This window comes from Streptomyces sp. NPDC040410 (assembly GCF_055595715.1).
Genome location: NZ_JBVIVK010000013.1, coordinates 211,850 through 226,023 on the forward strand (window position 1 = coordinate 211,850; position 14,174 = coordinate 226,023).

Here is a 14,174-nt window from a genome sequence, read left to right on the forward strand (position 1 = left end):
CTCCGTTCGGATGTGACCTCGCCCGGGTCACATCCGTCACGGCTCGTCGATAGACCGGTAACGGCGGGAGAAGCCGTGGGAGGCGGGCCGTTCACCGGGGTAAGCCGCTCGACAACGGGGCCGATGGTCCCGTGCGGTGCCCGCCCGAAGCCCCGGCGGGGCGGCGCCGTACCCTTCATCAGGTTGAAAGCAGGACGGCCTGCTCATGAACGGAACCGCCTTGTACGAACGCCCCTCCGCCTCCGCGTCCTGGCGTGTCGCGCTGCCGCACACGGCCGCGGCCGTGCCCGTGGCGCGGGCCCTGGTCCGGGCGGTGCTGGCCGAGCTGGAGCACGGGGCCGACCGCGACACCGCGGAACTCCTCACGGCGGAACTGGTGGCGAACGCGGTGGAGCACACCCGTGGCGACACGCCGGTAGAGCTCGTGGTGGAGCTGCTGCCGACCGGCTGTCAGGTGGAGGTGCACGACGCCGACCCGGCGCCGCCGGGCAACCTCACGCGTCCGGCGTGCGTGGAGCCCGACCCCTGGCAGGAGCACGGGCGCGGCCTGCTGCTGATCCGCGCCCTGAGCTCGTCCTGCGGGCACCGGGCGACCGTGGCGGGCAAGGCCGTGTGGTTCCGGTTGCCGGTGGTGCCGCAGCAGCGGCGTCCGCTGTGACCCCGGTCAGCCGAGGGTCGCGACCAGCACGGCCTTGATCGTGTGCAGCCGGTTCTCCGCCTCGTCGAAGACGACCGAGTGCGCCGACTCGAACACCTCGTCCGTGACCTCCAGGGAGTCGAGGCCGTGGGTCTCGTGTATCTCCTGCCCGACCTTGGTGCCGAGGTCATGGAAGGCCGGCAGGCAGTGCAGGAACTTGACGTCCGGATTGCCGGTGGCGCGCAGGACGTCCATGGTCACGGCGTACGGGGCGAGGGCGGCGATCCGCTCGTCCCAGACGTCCTTGGGCTCGCCCATGGAGACCCAGACGTCGGTGGCGACGAAGTCGGCGCCACGCACGCCGTCCTCCAGGGACTCCGTGAGCGTGACGCGCGCGCCGCTGGTCTCGGCGAGCTCGCGGGCCCGGTCGACGATTTCCGCGGCGGGCCAGTAGGACTTCGGGGCGACGATGCGCACGTCCATGCCGAGCAGCGCCCCGGTGATCAGGTAGGAGTTGCCCATGTTGAAGCGGGCGTCGCCGAGGTAGGCGTAGGCGATCTGCTGCACGGGCCTGCTGCTGTGCTCGGTCATGGTGAGCACGTCGGCGAGCATCTGGGTGGGGTGCCAGTCGTCGGTGAGGCCGTTGTAGACGGGTACGCCGGCGAAGGCCGCCAGCTCCTCCACCTTCGCCTGGCTGTCCCCGCGGTACTCGATCCCGTCGTACATCCGGCCCAGGACGCGGGCGGTGTCCCGCACCGACTCCTTGTGGCCGATCTGCGAACCCGAGGGGTCGAGATACGTCGTCGAGGCACCCTGGTCGGCGGCGGCGACCTCGAAGGCGCAGCGCGTGCGCGTCGAGGTCTTCTCGAAGATCAGCGCGATGTTCTTCCCGCGCAGGTACGGCGTCTCGGTCCCGGCCTTCTTGGCGGCCTTCAGCTCGGCGGCCAGCTCGACCAGCCCGAGGAACTCCTCGTCGGTGAAGTCGAGCTCCTTGAGGAAGTGGCGGCCGGCGAGGGCGGTCGGGACTGTCGCCATGGGGGGCGCTCCAGAGATACGAGGACGGTTGCTCTGGAAGTCTATACGACGTTCAGCATTTCTATACAGTCTATACGGCCTCACGTTCGACCGGACAGCTCATGCACCGCGGCCCGCCCCTCCCTCGGCCCAGCTCACTGCCCGGGATCTCGATCACCTCGACACCCCGCTTGCGCAGATGCGTGTTGGTGGTGGAGTTGCGCTCGTAGGCGACGACGACACCCGGCTCGACGGCCAGGACGTTGCAGCCGTCGTCCCACTGCTCGCGCTCGGCCGCGTGCACGTCCTGGGTCGCGGTCAGGACGCGGATCTCGCTCAGCCCGAGCGCGGCGGCGATCGCGCGGTGCATGTGCTCCGGCGGATGGTCGGTGACCTTCAGCTCCTTGTCACCGGCGCCCGGTTCGATGGTGTAGGAACGGAGCATGCCGAGCCCGGCGTACTGCGTGAAGACGTCGCCGTCGACCATCGTCATCACCGTGTCGAGGTGCATGAGGGCGCGCCGTTTGGGCATGTCGAGCGCCACGATCGTCTGCGCGGAGCCTGCCGCGAACAGCTTGTGCGCGAGCATCTCCACGGCCTGCGCGGTCGTCCGCTCACTCATACCGATGAGGACCGCGCCGTTGCCGATGACGAGTACGTCCCCGCCCTCGATGGTCGACGGATAGTCGGCCTGCCCCTCCGACCAGACGTTGAAGCCTTCGTCACGGAACAGCGGATGGTGCCGGTAGATCGCCTCGAAGTGCACGGTCTCGCGCTGGCGGGCGGGCCAGCGCATGGCGTTGATGGCGACGCCGTCATAGATCCAGGCGGAGGTGTCGCGGGTGAAGAGGTGGTTGGGCAGCGGGCGGAGCAGGAAGTCGTCGAGGTCCATGACATGGAAGCGCACGGAGGTCGGTTCCTCGTGCGCGTCCAGGAACTCGCGTTTGGTCATGCCGCCCACCAGGGCCTCGGCCAGTTCCCGCGCGGGCAGTGTCTCGAAGGCGGCCCGGAGGTGGTCGGTGGCGAGGGGGCCGTACTCCTTCTCGTCGAAGACCCGGTCCAGGACGAGCGATCTGGCAGCCGGGACGTCCAGAGTCTCGGTGAGCAGGTCGCCGAAGAGGTGGACGGCGACGCCGCGGTCGCGCAGCACGTCGGCGAACCCGTCGTGCTCGGCGCGCGCCCGGCGCACCCACAGCACGTCGTCGAAGAGCAGGGCGTCCTTGTTGCTGGGGGTGAGCCTTTTGAGCTCGAGGTCCGGCCGGTGCAGGATGACGCGGCGCAGCCGCCCGGTCTCGGAGTCGACGTGGAATCCCATGCCTCCATCCTGACCATCGGCGCCCGGATTCACCCCCCGCTCGACCGTTTCCGCGCCTTCTTGTTTTCGTCCTCTTGACGATAAACGGCTCTTTCTATTATCGTCGTCATGACGAAAAATGAACGAGGGGGTCCCATGGCCGACATCACCCGGCGCCTCGGCTGGCGCCACCTGCGCGGCGCTCCGACGGCGCACATCCGGCACCACCGCTCGGGCAGGCCGGCGCACGACGGCCCGGGGCTCAGCTTCTGGTTCCGGGCCCTGACCGCCTCGCTCTCCGAAGTACCGGTCGACGACCGGGAGTTGGCGATGACCTTCCATGCCCGCACCTCCGACTTCCAGGACGTGGCGGTGCAGGCGACGGTCACCTACCGGATCGGTGACCCCGCGCTCGCCGCGGCACGCCTGGACTTCTCCATCGACCCGGACACGGGCGTGTGGCGGGGCGCGCCGCTGGAGCAGCTGGGCACACTGCTGACGGAGACGGCACAGCAGCACGCGCTGGACGTCCTCGCCCGTACGCCGCTCGCGGCCGCGCTGGTCGACGGCGTGACGGCGGTGCGCGAGCGGGTCGCGGCGGGCCTGGACGCGGAGCCCCGGCTGCCGGCCACCGGCATCGAGGTGGTGGCCGTACGCGTGGTGGCGCTCAGGCCGGAGCCGGAGGTGGAGCGGGCGCTGCGCACGCCGGCGCGTGAGCAGATCCAGCAGGAGGCCGACCGGGCGACGTACGAGCGGCGGGCCGTGGCCGTCGAGCGGGAGCGGACGATCGCCGAGAACGAGCTGGCCAGCCAGATCGAACTCGCCCGCCGCGAGGAGCAGTTGGTCGAGCAGCGCGGCACCAACGCCCGGCGCGAGGCGGAGGAGCACGCGGCGGCGGACGCGGTACGGGCCGAGGCGGAGGCGGCTCGCTCGGTACGCCTGGCGGAGGCGGAGGCCACGCGGAACGTCCGGCTCGCGGAGGCGGAGGGGAAGCGGACGGAGCGGCTGGCGGAGGCGGAGGCGGCGAGTTCGGCACGGCTGGCCGAGGCCGAGGCCACGCGGACGGTGCGGCTCGCCGAGGCCGAGGCGGCTCGTTCCGTGCGGCTGGCCCGCGCCGAGGCCGAGGGGGCGCGTGAGGTGGGTGAGGCGCGGGCGCAGGCGCAGGCGGCGTGGCTGCGGGTGCACGGGGACGTGGACGTGGCGGTACTGCACGCCCTCACCGGCACCCGTCTCGCGGAGAACCTGCCGAACATCGACAGCCTGACGATCTCGCCCGACGTGCTGACCGGCCTGCTGGCGAAGCTGGGCTCGCAGGAGCGGACGTGAGCCTCGCACCGCGGGTCGTCCTCGTCCACCGCACCACGGAATACGAGGAGTTGGTGGCCCGGCACGGCACCCACGGGCAGGCCGCCTTCTTCCTGTCCTCGCGCGGCCGGGACATCGAGGAGGTCGCGGGACGGCACCGCCGGACCCGGCGGGCCCTGGCGGAGGTCGCCTCGGCGGTTCCGCTGACGTGGCGTCAGACGCGGGTGGAGCGGGCCGACCTGGACCGGTTCCTGTTCGCCCCCGAGGACTTGGTCGTCGTGGTCGGGCAGGACGGACTGGTGGCCAACGCCGCCAAGTACCTCGCGGGTCAGCCGGTGGTGGGGATCGACACCGAACCCGGACGCAATCCGGGTGTGCTGGTACGGCACCGGCCGGCCGACGCGGCGGCCCTGCTGCCGGCGGCGCTCGCGGCCGGCACGCCGGTCGACGAGCTCACCATGGTCGAGGCCGTCGCCGACGACACGCAGCGGCTGGTCGCGCTGAACGAGATCTATCTGGGGGCGGCCGGCCACCAGACGGCCCGGTACCGTCTGTGCCTCGACGGCGACGGGGGTGTCGTCGAGGCCCAGGCCTCGTCGGGAGTGCTGGTGGGGACGGGTACGGGGGCGACCGGGTGGATCAGGTCCGTGTGGCAGGAGCGGGGAGGCGGCCGGCCCCTGCCCCGGCCCACGGAGGACCGTCTGCTGTGGTTCGTCCGCGAGGCCTGGCCGTCGCCGGCCACCGGTACCTCCCTGGTGGCCGGCGACCTCCCGGCCCGGGCGTCCCTCGTTCTCACCGTCGAGTCCGAACGGCTGATCGCCTTCGGGGACGGCATGGAGAGGGACGCCCTGGAGCTGACGTGGGGGCAGACGGTCCGGGTGGGGGTGTGCCGGGAGCGGTTGCGGCTGCTGGGCTGAGCGGAATCCGCTGACCCGGTTCCCCTGCTGTCACAGCCGGGGATCGACCGGCTCCGACTCCAGGGCCAGCACCCCGAACACCGCCTCGTGCACCCGCCACAGCGGCTCGCCCGCGGCCAGGCGGTCCAGCGCCTCCAGGCCGAGCGCGTACTCGCGGATGCCTCTCGCGGCAACCAAGATCCGGAACGGAATGAAGCCCCGGGAAACGGCTGTGACCATCGACGTCACCCGGCGCAGTACGGCGGGGCTGTCGGGGCCGCGGTCGACGAAGACGGCCGTGCTGCCGTCCGGGTGGACGCCGTCGACGTAGCCCAGCTTGCCGAGCAGGGACTCCAGTTCGGACGAGCAGCCGTGGATGTCACCGACGATGTCGAAGGGCCCGGTGACCGTAGGACGTGGAGAACGCCTGCGCTCTGTCAGGATGCTTGTGCAGGAGGAACCCCAGGTCGGTGGCGGGGCGCTCCGGCGTGCCGGTGGTCGAGATCGTCAGGAACATGCCTCTGAGTCTCCCGGCCCGAGGTCACGGCCGTGCCGGACGCGGGCACCCGCTACCCGGCCTCCCGCTCCGATAACACCTGCTCCCGGTCGGCCAGTTTGCGCAGCATGTCCCGGACCCGGTCCCTCGACTCGTCCGCCGCGTCGATGGCCTCCATGCACTGCCAGTACGTGGTCTCTTCGTCCACGGCGCAGGCGAGGCCGACGAGGGCGATGCCCACCTCGCCGAGCAGGCCGCCGAGGTACATGAGGGCCTGGCGGGCGTCACCCAGGTCGGTGAGCTGGGCCGCCAGCAGGTCCTCGGTGTCGAGGTCCGGCGTGTTCAGCACGCCGCAGCCTCTGCCCGCCAGTTCGGTCAGCCCCAGTGCCTCGCCCCGTAGTTCGGGCGGTCCGGAGACGGCCAGGCGGCTGCCTATCGCCTGGGCGAGGGCCTGTGCCTGCCACACCTCCGTCATGATTTCCGGCGTTTCGCTGCTCCCCGCAAGGGCCCGCCTGCTCGTCACGATGAGCCGCACCGCATCCATGCGCTGCCCCCGCATGTCCCGACGCGCCCTCGGCACGTCACGCCCGAACTCCGCTGTCCACTACCCAGAGTGAGGCCCAACGGGACGAAAAGCCAGAGGAAGACGGAAATCTGCGGACAACGAAACGGTTTCGGGCGGTAGTTTAACTCCGGAGAGTGAAAGCGGACTGAGGTACTCCCCACTGGGGCGGCCCTCTACGGTGCCGGGAACCTCCGTTCGTTCCGGTCGATCTTCGCGTCCAGCGCCGCCAGCGGATCGATCCCGAGCACCTCGCACAGCTGGAGCAGATACGCGAGCACGTCGGCCACCTCGTCCGTGACACGGTGCGCGGTGTCCGGGTCCTCCATGACCCGGGCCGACTCCTCGGGCGTCAGCCACTGGAAGATCTCGACCAGTTCGGAGGCCTCCACGCTGAGCGCGGCGGCCAGGTTCTTGGGCGTGTGGTACGGCTGCCAGTTCCGCGCGGCCGCGAACTCGGCCAGCCTGCGCTGCAGTTTCGCCACGTCGAGAGGTTCTGTCACGGCTCCAGGTGTACCACCGCGACTCCGTCCGCCCCGGCGGCCCACGAGGCGTCGCTGACCGTACCCACGAGGCGGACGTGTCCGCGCCCGCACATCCGGGCCGCGAGCCGCAGCAGTTCGCCCCGCTGCCCCGGATCCAGCCCGCGGTCGAGCCCGTCGGCGAGCACGGTGAGCGTCTGCAGGGCCGCGGGCACCTCGCCGGCCGTGTCGAGATCCAGGACGCCCGGACCGGTGAGCAGCACCAGTGACAGCGCCAGGTACCTCAACTCGCCGTCGCCCAGCCGCCCGAGTGCCGTCGAGATCCCGTCGCCCCGGTCGAGCACCGCCCGTACCGTCCCGTCGCCCAGCGGCTCGGCGCGTACGTCCGTGACGGGTCCGGCGCAGCCGGCGCGTACCGCGGCGACGAGCTGCGCGTGCCGGCGGCCGCACTCGGCGCGGGTGCGCCACAGGACGTCGGCGAGGTTGCCGCAGCCGTCGAGCAGCCGGCCGGAGCCCGCCGGCACGGGGCCGCGCATCCGCTCCGGCCGCGGATCGCAGGCGAAGACGGACCGCAGGGCCACCACCATCTGCTCGGCGGCGGCGAGCACCCGGCGCTGCCCGTCCGTCCGGCCGGCCACGCGCAGTGGGAGCAGGGGGGTGCCGAGCCGGTCGTCCGGCAGTGGGGCGCGGGTGAGCGCTGACGGTCCGGCCGTGTGCCAGGCGGCCTGGACCGTCCGTTGTCGCGGGTCGCGCAGAGCGGTCTGCAGGAGGACCAGGCCGCCGGACGTCAGCCGCTCGCCCACGATGCGCAGTTCGGGCTCGGCCTGTACGGCGACGTCGAGGCGGACCGGACCCTCGGGGCCGTCGGCGGTGCAGCCGATGCGGAAGCCGCGGCGGCGCTGGACGTCGGGCCGGGCCCGTTCGGGCACGCAGGCGACCGGGTCGGGGAACACGTCCGCGAGCGCCGCGCCGCCGCCGAGCCGGGTGAGTGCCTCGTAGGCCCTGAGGGCGCTCGTCTTGCCGCAGCCGCTGGGACCGGCGAAGAGGGTGAGCGGCCCGAGCGGGAATCCGGCGCGCCGGTGCACCGCGAAGGCGGACAGCCGCAGCTCGGTGAGCCGCGGCAGGTCCGGCAGCGCGGCGGTGGTCGGCGGGGAGGTCACTGGGAAGGGCACAGCCATGCCCGGACGGTAGGGCCCCGCCGTCGGGCGAACCGTTCCTCCCCCGCGACCTTCCCACGATCGGGGGACCGGCCTCGGAGCCTGCGCCACGTCCCCGGCCGGATCAGCGCACGTCGGCTGGGGCGTGCGACAGCAAGGCGCCGGAGCGCCCTCGACGGGCTCCCCCGCTCGAGCGAGCCGGGAGGAGGGAGTGCGCGCCAGGCGGCGGGCGCCCGGCCGGGGACGGGACACGGGCTCTCAAGGGCCGGGTACCCCCGCCCCTTCCATGAGTCCGGTCACCTCGGTCCCGGAGGGTGCCAGCAGGAACACGTTGCGGTCGACCCGGTGCATCCCGCTCGCCAGGCCGAAGACGACACCCGTGCTGAAGTCCAGGACGCGCTTGGCGACCTCGGTCTCCGCGCCGGTCAGGTCGAGGAGGACGGGGATGCCCGCCATCAGGGTCTCGGCGACCTCACGGGCGTCCGCGAACACGTTGACCCTCAGGACCACGAAACGGCGGCGTGTCTCCGTCTCCGCGTCCGGGAGCGAGCGGTGGTCCACCGCGGACGGCCAGGCGTCCCTGCCGCGCAACGGAACCACCTGGGCGAGCCCCTCCCACTGTTCATCGGTGACGTCGTAGCTGTTCACCGGCTCCCCCCGACCTGACTCGCGTTTATTGCCTGCACCGGCCAATTCTTACGCCAAGTCACCCGTTCAGCCCAACAGCGACACGGTGCGCGACTGTCACAACGGCCGGATCCCCGCGCCCGTTTCCAGGCGGTACGACCCCCTTCGTGCCGCCCTCACACCGGACTCGTCTCGTCCAGGAGCACCCCGCTCACCTCACCCGTTTACGGTCCAGAGCGCCTGCATCAGGCTTCGGTCCGGCTGAAGCGGAGCGTGGTGACGATCGTGGTCAAGCCACGGATCATGCCGAGCTGGTTCCAGCCGATGCCGAACTGGTCGCGGTCCACGGTGAATTCGGCGTCCAGGGTGAGGGCGTCGGCGCCGGCCCCGGCGAGGCGTGCCGTGAAGGAGAGCGGCCTGCTGATGCCGCGCACGGTGAGCTGACCGACGACGTGCACGGTGCCGCCGTCGCGGAGTTCGGCGCCGCGGGCGGCGAAGGTGATCTCCGGGTGGTTGCCGGCGTCGAAGAAGTCGGCGGACCGCAGGTGCCTGTCGCGCTTCGCGCTGCCCGTGTCCAAGGAGGCGACGTCCAGGGTCAGGGTGCCGACGGCGGTTCCGTCGGCACGCACCTCACCCCGGCCGGCGACGGCGGCGAAGGCACCCTTCACGGTCATGAGGCCCCACATCGTCTTGTGGCGCAGCGCGACGGTGGAGGCGGTCGCGTCGAGCTGCCACAGGCCGGTTTCCACGGCGACGGTCATGATGACTCCCTCATTCGTTCAAATTTGGATAACCAGGAGACCTCACGCTAGCCGGTAATCCAAATCTGAACAACCCCCTCGTTCAAAATTGGACAACGGGTACACTCGACACCATGGCCGACCCCGACGAGCACGCCCCCGACCTGCCCGTATGCCCGTCCATGCAGGGAGACGGTCTGCTGCCGGCCGAGCTGCGCGCCTGGATGCTGCTGCTGGCCGCGACGGGCGCCGTGGAGCAGCGGCTGCGCTCTGTCGTCAAGGAACGGCTCGACGTCTCCCACGACGAGTTCCTGATCCTGTGCCTGCTGGCCCAACAGCCCGGGGCCGGCCTGCGCATGACGCGGATCGCGGAACTCCTGGGCCGCCCCAAGACCCGGCTCACCTACCAGATCGCCTGCCTCCAGCACGCCGGGCTCGTCACCCGCAAGTCCGTGTGCGGCGACAAGCGCGGCGTCGAGGTCGCCCTCACCGACAAGGCGCGGCGGCTGCTGAAGGACGCCTCCGGCCCCCTTGCGGAAACGGTCACCGAGGCACTGGCCCGCTTCGTGGGACCGGCCCAGCGGGAAGCGGTCTGCGGGCTGCTGCCGGGCCTCTTCGAGGAGTCGGACGCGGAGTAGCGCCCGGCGAGGCGGTGTACCTCGCCCGCGAGCACGGCGCGCCGGTGCCGTCCCGCGGCGGCGGGCAGCACGCACAGCGCCGCGGACCCGGCCGCGCGCAGGCCTCGTACCGCAGGGGACGCCCTCATGGCGCCCGATACCGCCACGCCGCGCGCGGCCGACGCCGGGCGGTCAGTAGACGTCGCGGACGTAGCGTTTCTCGGTGGTGAGCTGCTTCACGTACGCCGCCGCTCCTGCCTCGTCCAGACCGCCGTACAGCATGGCGATGTCGCGCAGGGCCTGGTCGACGTCCTTGGCCATGCGGGAGGCGTCGCCGCAGACGTAGAAGTGGGCGCCGTCCTGGAGCCAGGACCACAGCAGCGGTCCGTGTTCGCGCATGCGGTCCTGGACGTAGACCTTCGCGCGCTGGTCGCGGGAGAAGGCGGTGTCCAGGCGGGCGAGCGTGCCGTCGGCGAGGAAGGCGGCGAGCTCGTCCTCGTAGTAGAAGTCGGTGGCCCGGTGCTGCTCGCCGAACAGCAGCCAGCTGGGGGCCTGGTGGCCACGGGCCCGGCGTTCCTCGAGGAAGCCGATGAAGGGGGCGACGCCGGTGCCGGGGCCGACCATCACCATGGGCGTGGCGGGGTCGGCGGGCGGGCGGAAGTGCGGCGAGCGCTGGACGTGGACCGGTACCGGGGTGTCCGGTGCGGCGTCGGCGAGGAACGGGGAGCAGACGCCCTGACGCGGGCGGCCGTGCAGGTTCTCGTAGCGCACGACGGAGACCGTCAGCGAGACCAGGTGGGGGTCGGTCAGCGGGCTGGACGATATGGAGTACAGGCGGGGCTGCAGGCGCCCCAGGACGTCGGCCCACTCCTGCGCGCCGGCCCTGAGCCCGTACTCGGCGACGACGTCCACGGCCTGACGGCCCCAGGACCACTTCGCGAGCTCGTCCTTGTTGTCCGCGCGCAGCAGCTTCTTCACCTCGCGCGGGTCGCGGGTGCGTTCGGCGGCGAAGCGGAGCAGGCCCGGGGTGATCCGGGTGATGTCCAGATGGCGCAGCAGTGCCTCGCCGACCGGTACCTCGCCGACGCCGTTCACGTCCACCGCGGTGTCCGCGTCCAGGCCGGTGACGGTCAGCCACTCCGCCACCAGGTCGCGGGAGTTGAGCGGCCGGACGCCGAGGGCGTCGCCCGCCTCGTAGACGAGCGGTGTCTCGCTGTCGCGGGTGTCGAAGGTGAAGCGGCGGACCTCTTTGCCGGCGCCCGGGAGGCTCAGCAGCCGGTTGCCCGTCAGGCGGGCGGTGACGGGGGCGGGTTTCTTCGGACGGGGCGCGGCGGGGGCGGGTGCCACGGGGGCGGGTGCCACTGGGGCGGGTGCCGGCCCGCCGGAGAGGGTTACGGCGGGCAGGGGCTCGCCGGAACCGGGTCCACCGGAGCCGGGCACGCCGGAGAGCGCGGTGAGGACCTGGTCGAGCCAGGCGTGGGCTGCGTCCTCGTAGTCCGGCTCGCAGTCCGTGCGGGGCGCCATCCGCAGCGCGCCGAGCTCGTCCAGGCGCTGGTCCAGGCGGCGGCCGTGCCCGCAGAAGTCGCCGTACGAGGAGTCCCCGAAGGCGAGGACGGCGTAGCGCCGGCCTTCCAGGCGCGGGGGGTCGGGCTGGGCCAGGGTCTCCCAGAAGCCGGAGCCGTTGTCGGGGGCGTCGCCGTCGCCGAAGGTGCTGGTGATCAGCAGCAGGTCGGCGCCCGGCGGCAGGGCCGTGACGTCGGCGTCGTCCATGCCGACCAGGGACGTGCTGTGTCCGACGGTGGTGAGCCGCTCGGCGGTGGCGGCCGCGAACTCCTCGGCGTTGCCGGTCTGCGAGGCCCAGAGGATCACGACGTCGCGGCCGGGTGACGTGGTGGGTACGGCGATGTCGGCGGCCCGTGAGTACATGCCGGCCAGCAGCCCGTTGACCCACAGGGCGTGCCCGGGGCTGAAGGGTGCCGAAGGCGGCAGCACGGGCACGCCGGGGGCGCCGGACGGGATGCCGGCGAGGAACCCGACGAGGTACTGCCGTTCCTGCTCGGTGAGCACGGGCGGCGGGACCGGCTCGAGCCCGAAGGGGCCGACGGCAGGGGCGACAGCCGGCACCGGAACGGGGGCCGGTACGGGAACGGGGTCCGCCGTGGCCGGCGTGCGGACACTCACCGGTGTCGGCACCTTGGCCAGCGAGACCGCGCACACCTTGAACTCGGGCTGGAAGGACAGGGGATCGACGGCGTCGTTGGTCACGGCGTTGACGCTCAGGTACTCCCCGAACAGGTCGTTCCAGTGGAACGGCGCGAAGCAGCAGCCCGGCCGCACCCGGTCGGTGACCACCGCGGGCAGCACCGCGCGCCCGCGGCGTGAGGCGACCTCCACCGAGTCGCCGTCGACGACGCCCAGGCCGGCCGCGTCCTGCGGATGCAGTTCCACGAAGGGACCGGGGTTGAGCTTGTTCAGCTTCGGCACCTTCGCCGTCTTGGTCAGCGTGTGCCACTGGTGCTGCAGCCGCCCGGTGTTGAGGACGAACGGGTAGTCGTCGTCGGGCATCTCGGCCGCCGGGATGTGCGGACGCGCGAAGAAGGCGGCACGGCCGCTCGCGGTGGGGAAGGTGAGCGCCCCGTCCTCGCCGACGTACCGGATCGGATTGCGGTCGGGGCCGTCGGCGCTCGCGGCCGGCCACTGCACGGGGGTCGAGCGCAGCCGCTCGTACGACACGCCCCGCAGGTCCCAGCCGGTCTTCGGGTTCCAGGCCCGCTTGATCTCCTCGAAGACGTCCTCGGCGCTCCCGTACGAGAACCCGTCCGCGAACCCCATCCCACGTGCGACGGCGGCGATGATCCGCCAGTCCGCCATCGCCTCACCGGGCGGGTCGGCGGCCGGCCGGGCGAGCGTGAGGTCACGTTCGCTGTTGACGAGGACGCCCTCGGACTCGGTCCACAGGGTGCCGGGCAGGACGACGTCGGCGTACGCGTTGGTCTCGGTGTCGGAGAAGACGTCCTGGGTGACGACGAACTCGGCGGCTTCGAGGCCCTCGATGACGGTCTTCCGGTTGGCGACGGAGGCCACGGGGTTCGTGCAGATGATCCAGCAGGCCTTGATGTCGCCGTCGGCCATCTTCTGGAACATCTCGACCGTGCCCCGGCCGACCCCGTCGGCGCGCAGGGTGCCGGGCGCCAGCTCCCACAGCTCCTCGACGAACGCCCGCTCCTCGTCGACGAGCACCGAGCGCTGGCCCGGCAGCCCCGGCCCCATGTAGCCCATCTCGCGTCCGCCCATCGCGTTGGGCTGGCCGGTGAGGGAGAGGGGCCCGCTGCCCGGGCGGCAGATCGCGCCGGTCGCGAGGTGCAGGTTGACCAGGGCGTTGGTGTTCCAGGTGCCGTGCGTGGACTGGTTCAGGCCCATCGTCCAGCAACTCGTCCACTCCCCCGCCTCACCGATCAGCCGGGCGGCCTCCCGGATGTCGTCCTCGGCAAGGCCGGTGATCCCGGCCACGGTGGCGGGCGGGTAGTCGGCCAGGAAGGCGGGCATCTCGTCCCAGCCCTCGGTGTGCGCCGCGATGAACTCGGGGTCCGTGTGACCGTTCTCCCGCAGCAGGTGCAGCAGCCCGTTGAGCAGGGCGAGGTCCGTGCCCGGCCTGATCTGCAGGAAGAGATCGGCCTTGTCCGCGGTGGCGGTGCGGCGCGGGTCGACCACGATCAGTTTCGCGCCGCCCGACTTCACCCGGTCCATCATGCGCAGGAACAGGATCGGGTGGCAGTCGGCCATGTTGGAACCGATGACGAGGAAGAGGTCCGCCCGGTCGAGGTCCTGGTACGAGCCGGGCGGACCGTCCGCGCCGAGCGACAGCTTGTAGCCGGTGCCGGCACTGGCCATGCACAGCCGGGAGTTCGACTCGATCTGGTTGGTGCGGAGGTACCCCTTGGCCAGCTTGTTCGCCAGGTACTGCGCTTCGAGGCTCATCTGCCCGGAGACGTAGAGCGCGACCGCGTCCGGCCCGTGCTCGTCGATCACCGCCCGCAGCCGCCGCGCCGTCTCGGCGACCGCCGCGTCCACCGCGACCGGGACGGGCTCCTCACCCCGCTCGGGCCGCACGAGTGCCGTGCCGAGGCGTCCGGGAGCGGCGAGCATGTCGGCGGTGGTGGCGCCCTTGGTGCAGAGGCGGCCGAAGTTCGCGGGGTGCTCCTTGTCCCCGGAGGCCTTCAGGACCGTACGCCGTCCGTCCGGTCCGATGCCGACGTCGAGGACCATGCCGCAGCCCACACCGCAGTACGAGCAGACGGTCCGCACCTTCGTCGTGTCGGCGGTCCGCGGGTCCGGCGCGGCCACGGG

Annotated in this window: 12 protein-coding genes and 3 pseudogenes; 4 read left to right on the forward strand and 11 right to left on the reverse strand. The window is 72.1% G+C overall.

The annotated features are described in order from the left end of the window. Positions 1 to 205 precede the first annotated feature (205 nt). Entirely contained in the window at positions 206 to 658 is a 453-nt protein-coding gene (locus ACZ562_RS25440) for an ATP-binding protein (protein ID WP_471183291.1), read from the forward strand. A 6-nt stretch (positions 659 to 664) separates the two neighbouring features. On the opposite strand, the gene argF is transcribed toward ACZ562_RS25440, so the two are convergent. Then, on the reverse strand, positions 665 to 1,672 hold the full coding sequence (gene argF / locus ACZ562_RS25445; RefSeq protein ID WP_471183293.1) for an ornithine carbamoyltransferase: 1,008 nt from the start codon (positions 1,670 to 1,672) through the stop codon (positions 665 to 667). Positions 1,673 to 1,742: 70 nt separating this feature from the next. Beyond that, positions 1,743 to 2,966 (reverse strand): arginine deiminase, encoded by a 1,224-nt coding sequence (locus ACZ562_RS25450; protein WP_471183296.1) that lies wholly within the window; start codon positions 2,964 to 2,966, stop codon positions 1,743 to 1,745. A gap of 135 nt (positions 2,967 to 3,101) precedes the next feature. Between ACZ562_RS25450 and ACZ562_RS25455 the strand changes: the two genes are divergently transcribed. Next, positions 3,102 to 4,271: an SPFH domain-containing protein gene (locus ACZ562_RS25455; protein ID WP_471183297.1), complete on the forward strand. Its 1,170-nt coding sequence runs from the start codon at positions 3,102 to 3,104 to the stop codon at positions 4,269 to 4,271. Further along, positions 4,268 to 5,167, forward strand: a complete 900-nt coding sequence (locus ACZ562_RS25460; protein ID WP_471183299.1) for an NAD(+)/NADH kinase — start codon at positions 4,268 to 4,270, stop codon at positions 5,165 to 5,167. The genes ACZ562_RS25455 and ACZ562_RS25460 overlap by 4 nt, the downstream gene beginning before the upstream one ends. A 30-nt stretch (positions 5,168 to 5,197) precedes the next feature. Here ACZ562_RS25460 and ACZ562_RS25465 read toward each other — a convergent pair. The 8 genes and pseudogenes from ACZ562_RS25465 to ACZ562_RS25500 form a co-directional block, all read right to left on the reverse strand. Beyond that, a pseudogene (locus ACZ562_RS25465) lies at positions 5,198 to 5,326 on the reverse strand (hypothetical protein); the annotation flags it as partial. A gap of 48 nt (positions 5,327 to 5,374) precedes the next feature. Further along, positions 5,375 to 5,593, reverse strand: a pseudogene (locus ACZ562_RS25470) (polynucleotide kinase-phosphatase); the annotation flags it as partial. Further along, positions 5,553 to 5,663 (reverse strand): annotated as a pseudogene (locus ACZ562_RS25475) (hypothetical protein); the annotation flags it as partial. The pseudogenes ACZ562_RS25475 and ACZ562_RS25470, both read right to left, overlap by 41 nt. Positions 5,664 to 5,715: 52 nt before the next feature. Beyond that, the gene (locus tag ACZ562_RS25480; protein ID WP_471183403.1) at positions 5,716 to 6,186 is read right to left on the reverse strand and encodes a DUF6099 family protein; all 471 of its coding nucleotides are present in this window, start codon (positions 6,184 to 6,186) and stop codon (positions 5,716 to 5,718) included. 194 nt (positions 6,187 to 6,380) lie between these two features. Continuing rightward, complete coding sequence (locus tag ACZ562_RS25485) at positions 6,381 to 6,707, reverse strand: nucleotide pyrophosphohydrolase (RefSeq protein WP_471183301.1); 327 nt, start codon at positions 6,705 to 6,707, stop codon at positions 6,381 to 6,383. Further along, on the reverse strand, positions 6,704 to 7,864 hold the full coding sequence (locus ACZ562_RS25490) for an AAA family ATPase (RefSeq protein WP_471183304.1): 1,161 nt from the start codon (positions 7,862 to 7,864) through the stop codon (positions 6,704 to 6,706). Before ACZ562_RS25490 ends, ACZ562_RS25485 begins: the two co-directional genes overlap by 4 nt. Positions 7,865 to 8,101: 237 nt before the next feature. Further along, the gene (locus ACZ562_RS25495; protein ID WP_471183305.1) at positions 8,102 to 8,491 is read right to left on the reverse strand and encodes a cell division protein SepF; all 390 of its coding nucleotides are present in this window, start codon (positions 8,489 to 8,491) and stop codon (positions 8,102 to 8,104) included. Positions 8,492 to 8,715: 224 nt separating this feature from the next. Then, positions 8,716 to 9,231 (reverse strand): YceI family protein, encoded by a 516-nt coding sequence (locus ACZ562_RS25500; RefSeq protein ID WP_471183308.1) that lies wholly within the window; start codon positions 9,229 to 9,231, stop codon positions 8,716 to 8,718. A 113-nt stretch (positions 9,232 to 9,344) separates the two neighbouring features. On the opposite strand from ACZ562_RS25500, the gene ACZ562_RS25505 reads away from it, so the two are divergent. After that, positions 9,345 to 9,848 (forward strand): MarR family winged helix-turn-helix transcriptional regulator, encoded by a 504-nt coding sequence (locus ACZ562_RS25505; protein WP_471183311.1) that lies wholly within the window; start codon positions 9,345 to 9,347, stop codon positions 9,846 to 9,848. Between the two features lie 171 nt (positions 9,849 to 10,019). Here ACZ562_RS25505 and ACZ562_RS25510 read toward each other — a convergent pair whose 3' ends face one another. Continuing rightward, complete coding sequence (locus ACZ562_RS25510) at positions 10,020 to 14,093, reverse strand: molybdopterin-dependent oxidoreductase (protein ID WP_471183406.1); 4,074 nt, start codon at positions 14,091 to 14,093, stop codon at positions 10,020 to 10,022. Positions 14,094 to 14,174 lie beyond the last annotated feature (81 nt).

Excerpts from the sequence above, each read along its gene's own strand:
- ACZ562_RS25510 (WP_471183406.1), bottom strand. The coding sequence starts at position 14,093 with ATGGTCCTCGACGTCGGCATCGGACCGGACGGACGGCGTACGGTCCTG.
- ACZ562_RS25480 (WP_471183403.1), bottom strand. The coding sequence starts at position 6,186 with ATGGATGCGGTGCGGCTCATCGTGACGAGCAGGCGGGCCCTTGCGGGG.
- ACZ562_RS25505 (WP_471183311.1), top strand. The coding sequence starts at position 9,345 with ATGGCCGACCCCGACGAGCACGCCCCCGACCTGCCCGTATGCCCGTCC.
- ACZ562_RS25440 (WP_471183291.1), top strand. The coding sequence starts at position 206 with ATGAACGGAACCGCCTTGTACGAACGCCCCTCCGCCTCCGCGTCCTGG.
- ACZ562_RS25490 (WP_471183304.1), bottom strand. The coding sequence starts at position 7,864 with ATGGCTGTGCCCTTCCCAGTGACCTCCCCGCCGACCACCGCCGCGCTG.
- ACZ562_RS25500 (WP_471183308.1), bottom strand. The coding sequence starts at position 9,231 with ATGACCGTCGCCGTGGAAACCGGCCTGTGGCAGCTCGACGCGACCGCC.
- ACZ562_RS25450 (WP_471183296.1), bottom strand. The coding sequence starts at position 2,966 with ATGGGATTCCACGTCGACTCCGAGACCGGGCGGCTGCGCCGCGTCATC.
- argF (WP_471183293.1), bottom strand. The coding sequence starts at position 1,672 with ATGGCGACAGTCCCGACCGCCCTCGCCGGCCGCCACTTCCTCAAGGAG.
- ACZ562_RS25455 (WP_471183297.1), top strand. The coding sequence starts at position 3,102 with ATGGCCGACATCACCCGGCGCCTCGGCTGGCGCCACCTGCGCGGCGCT.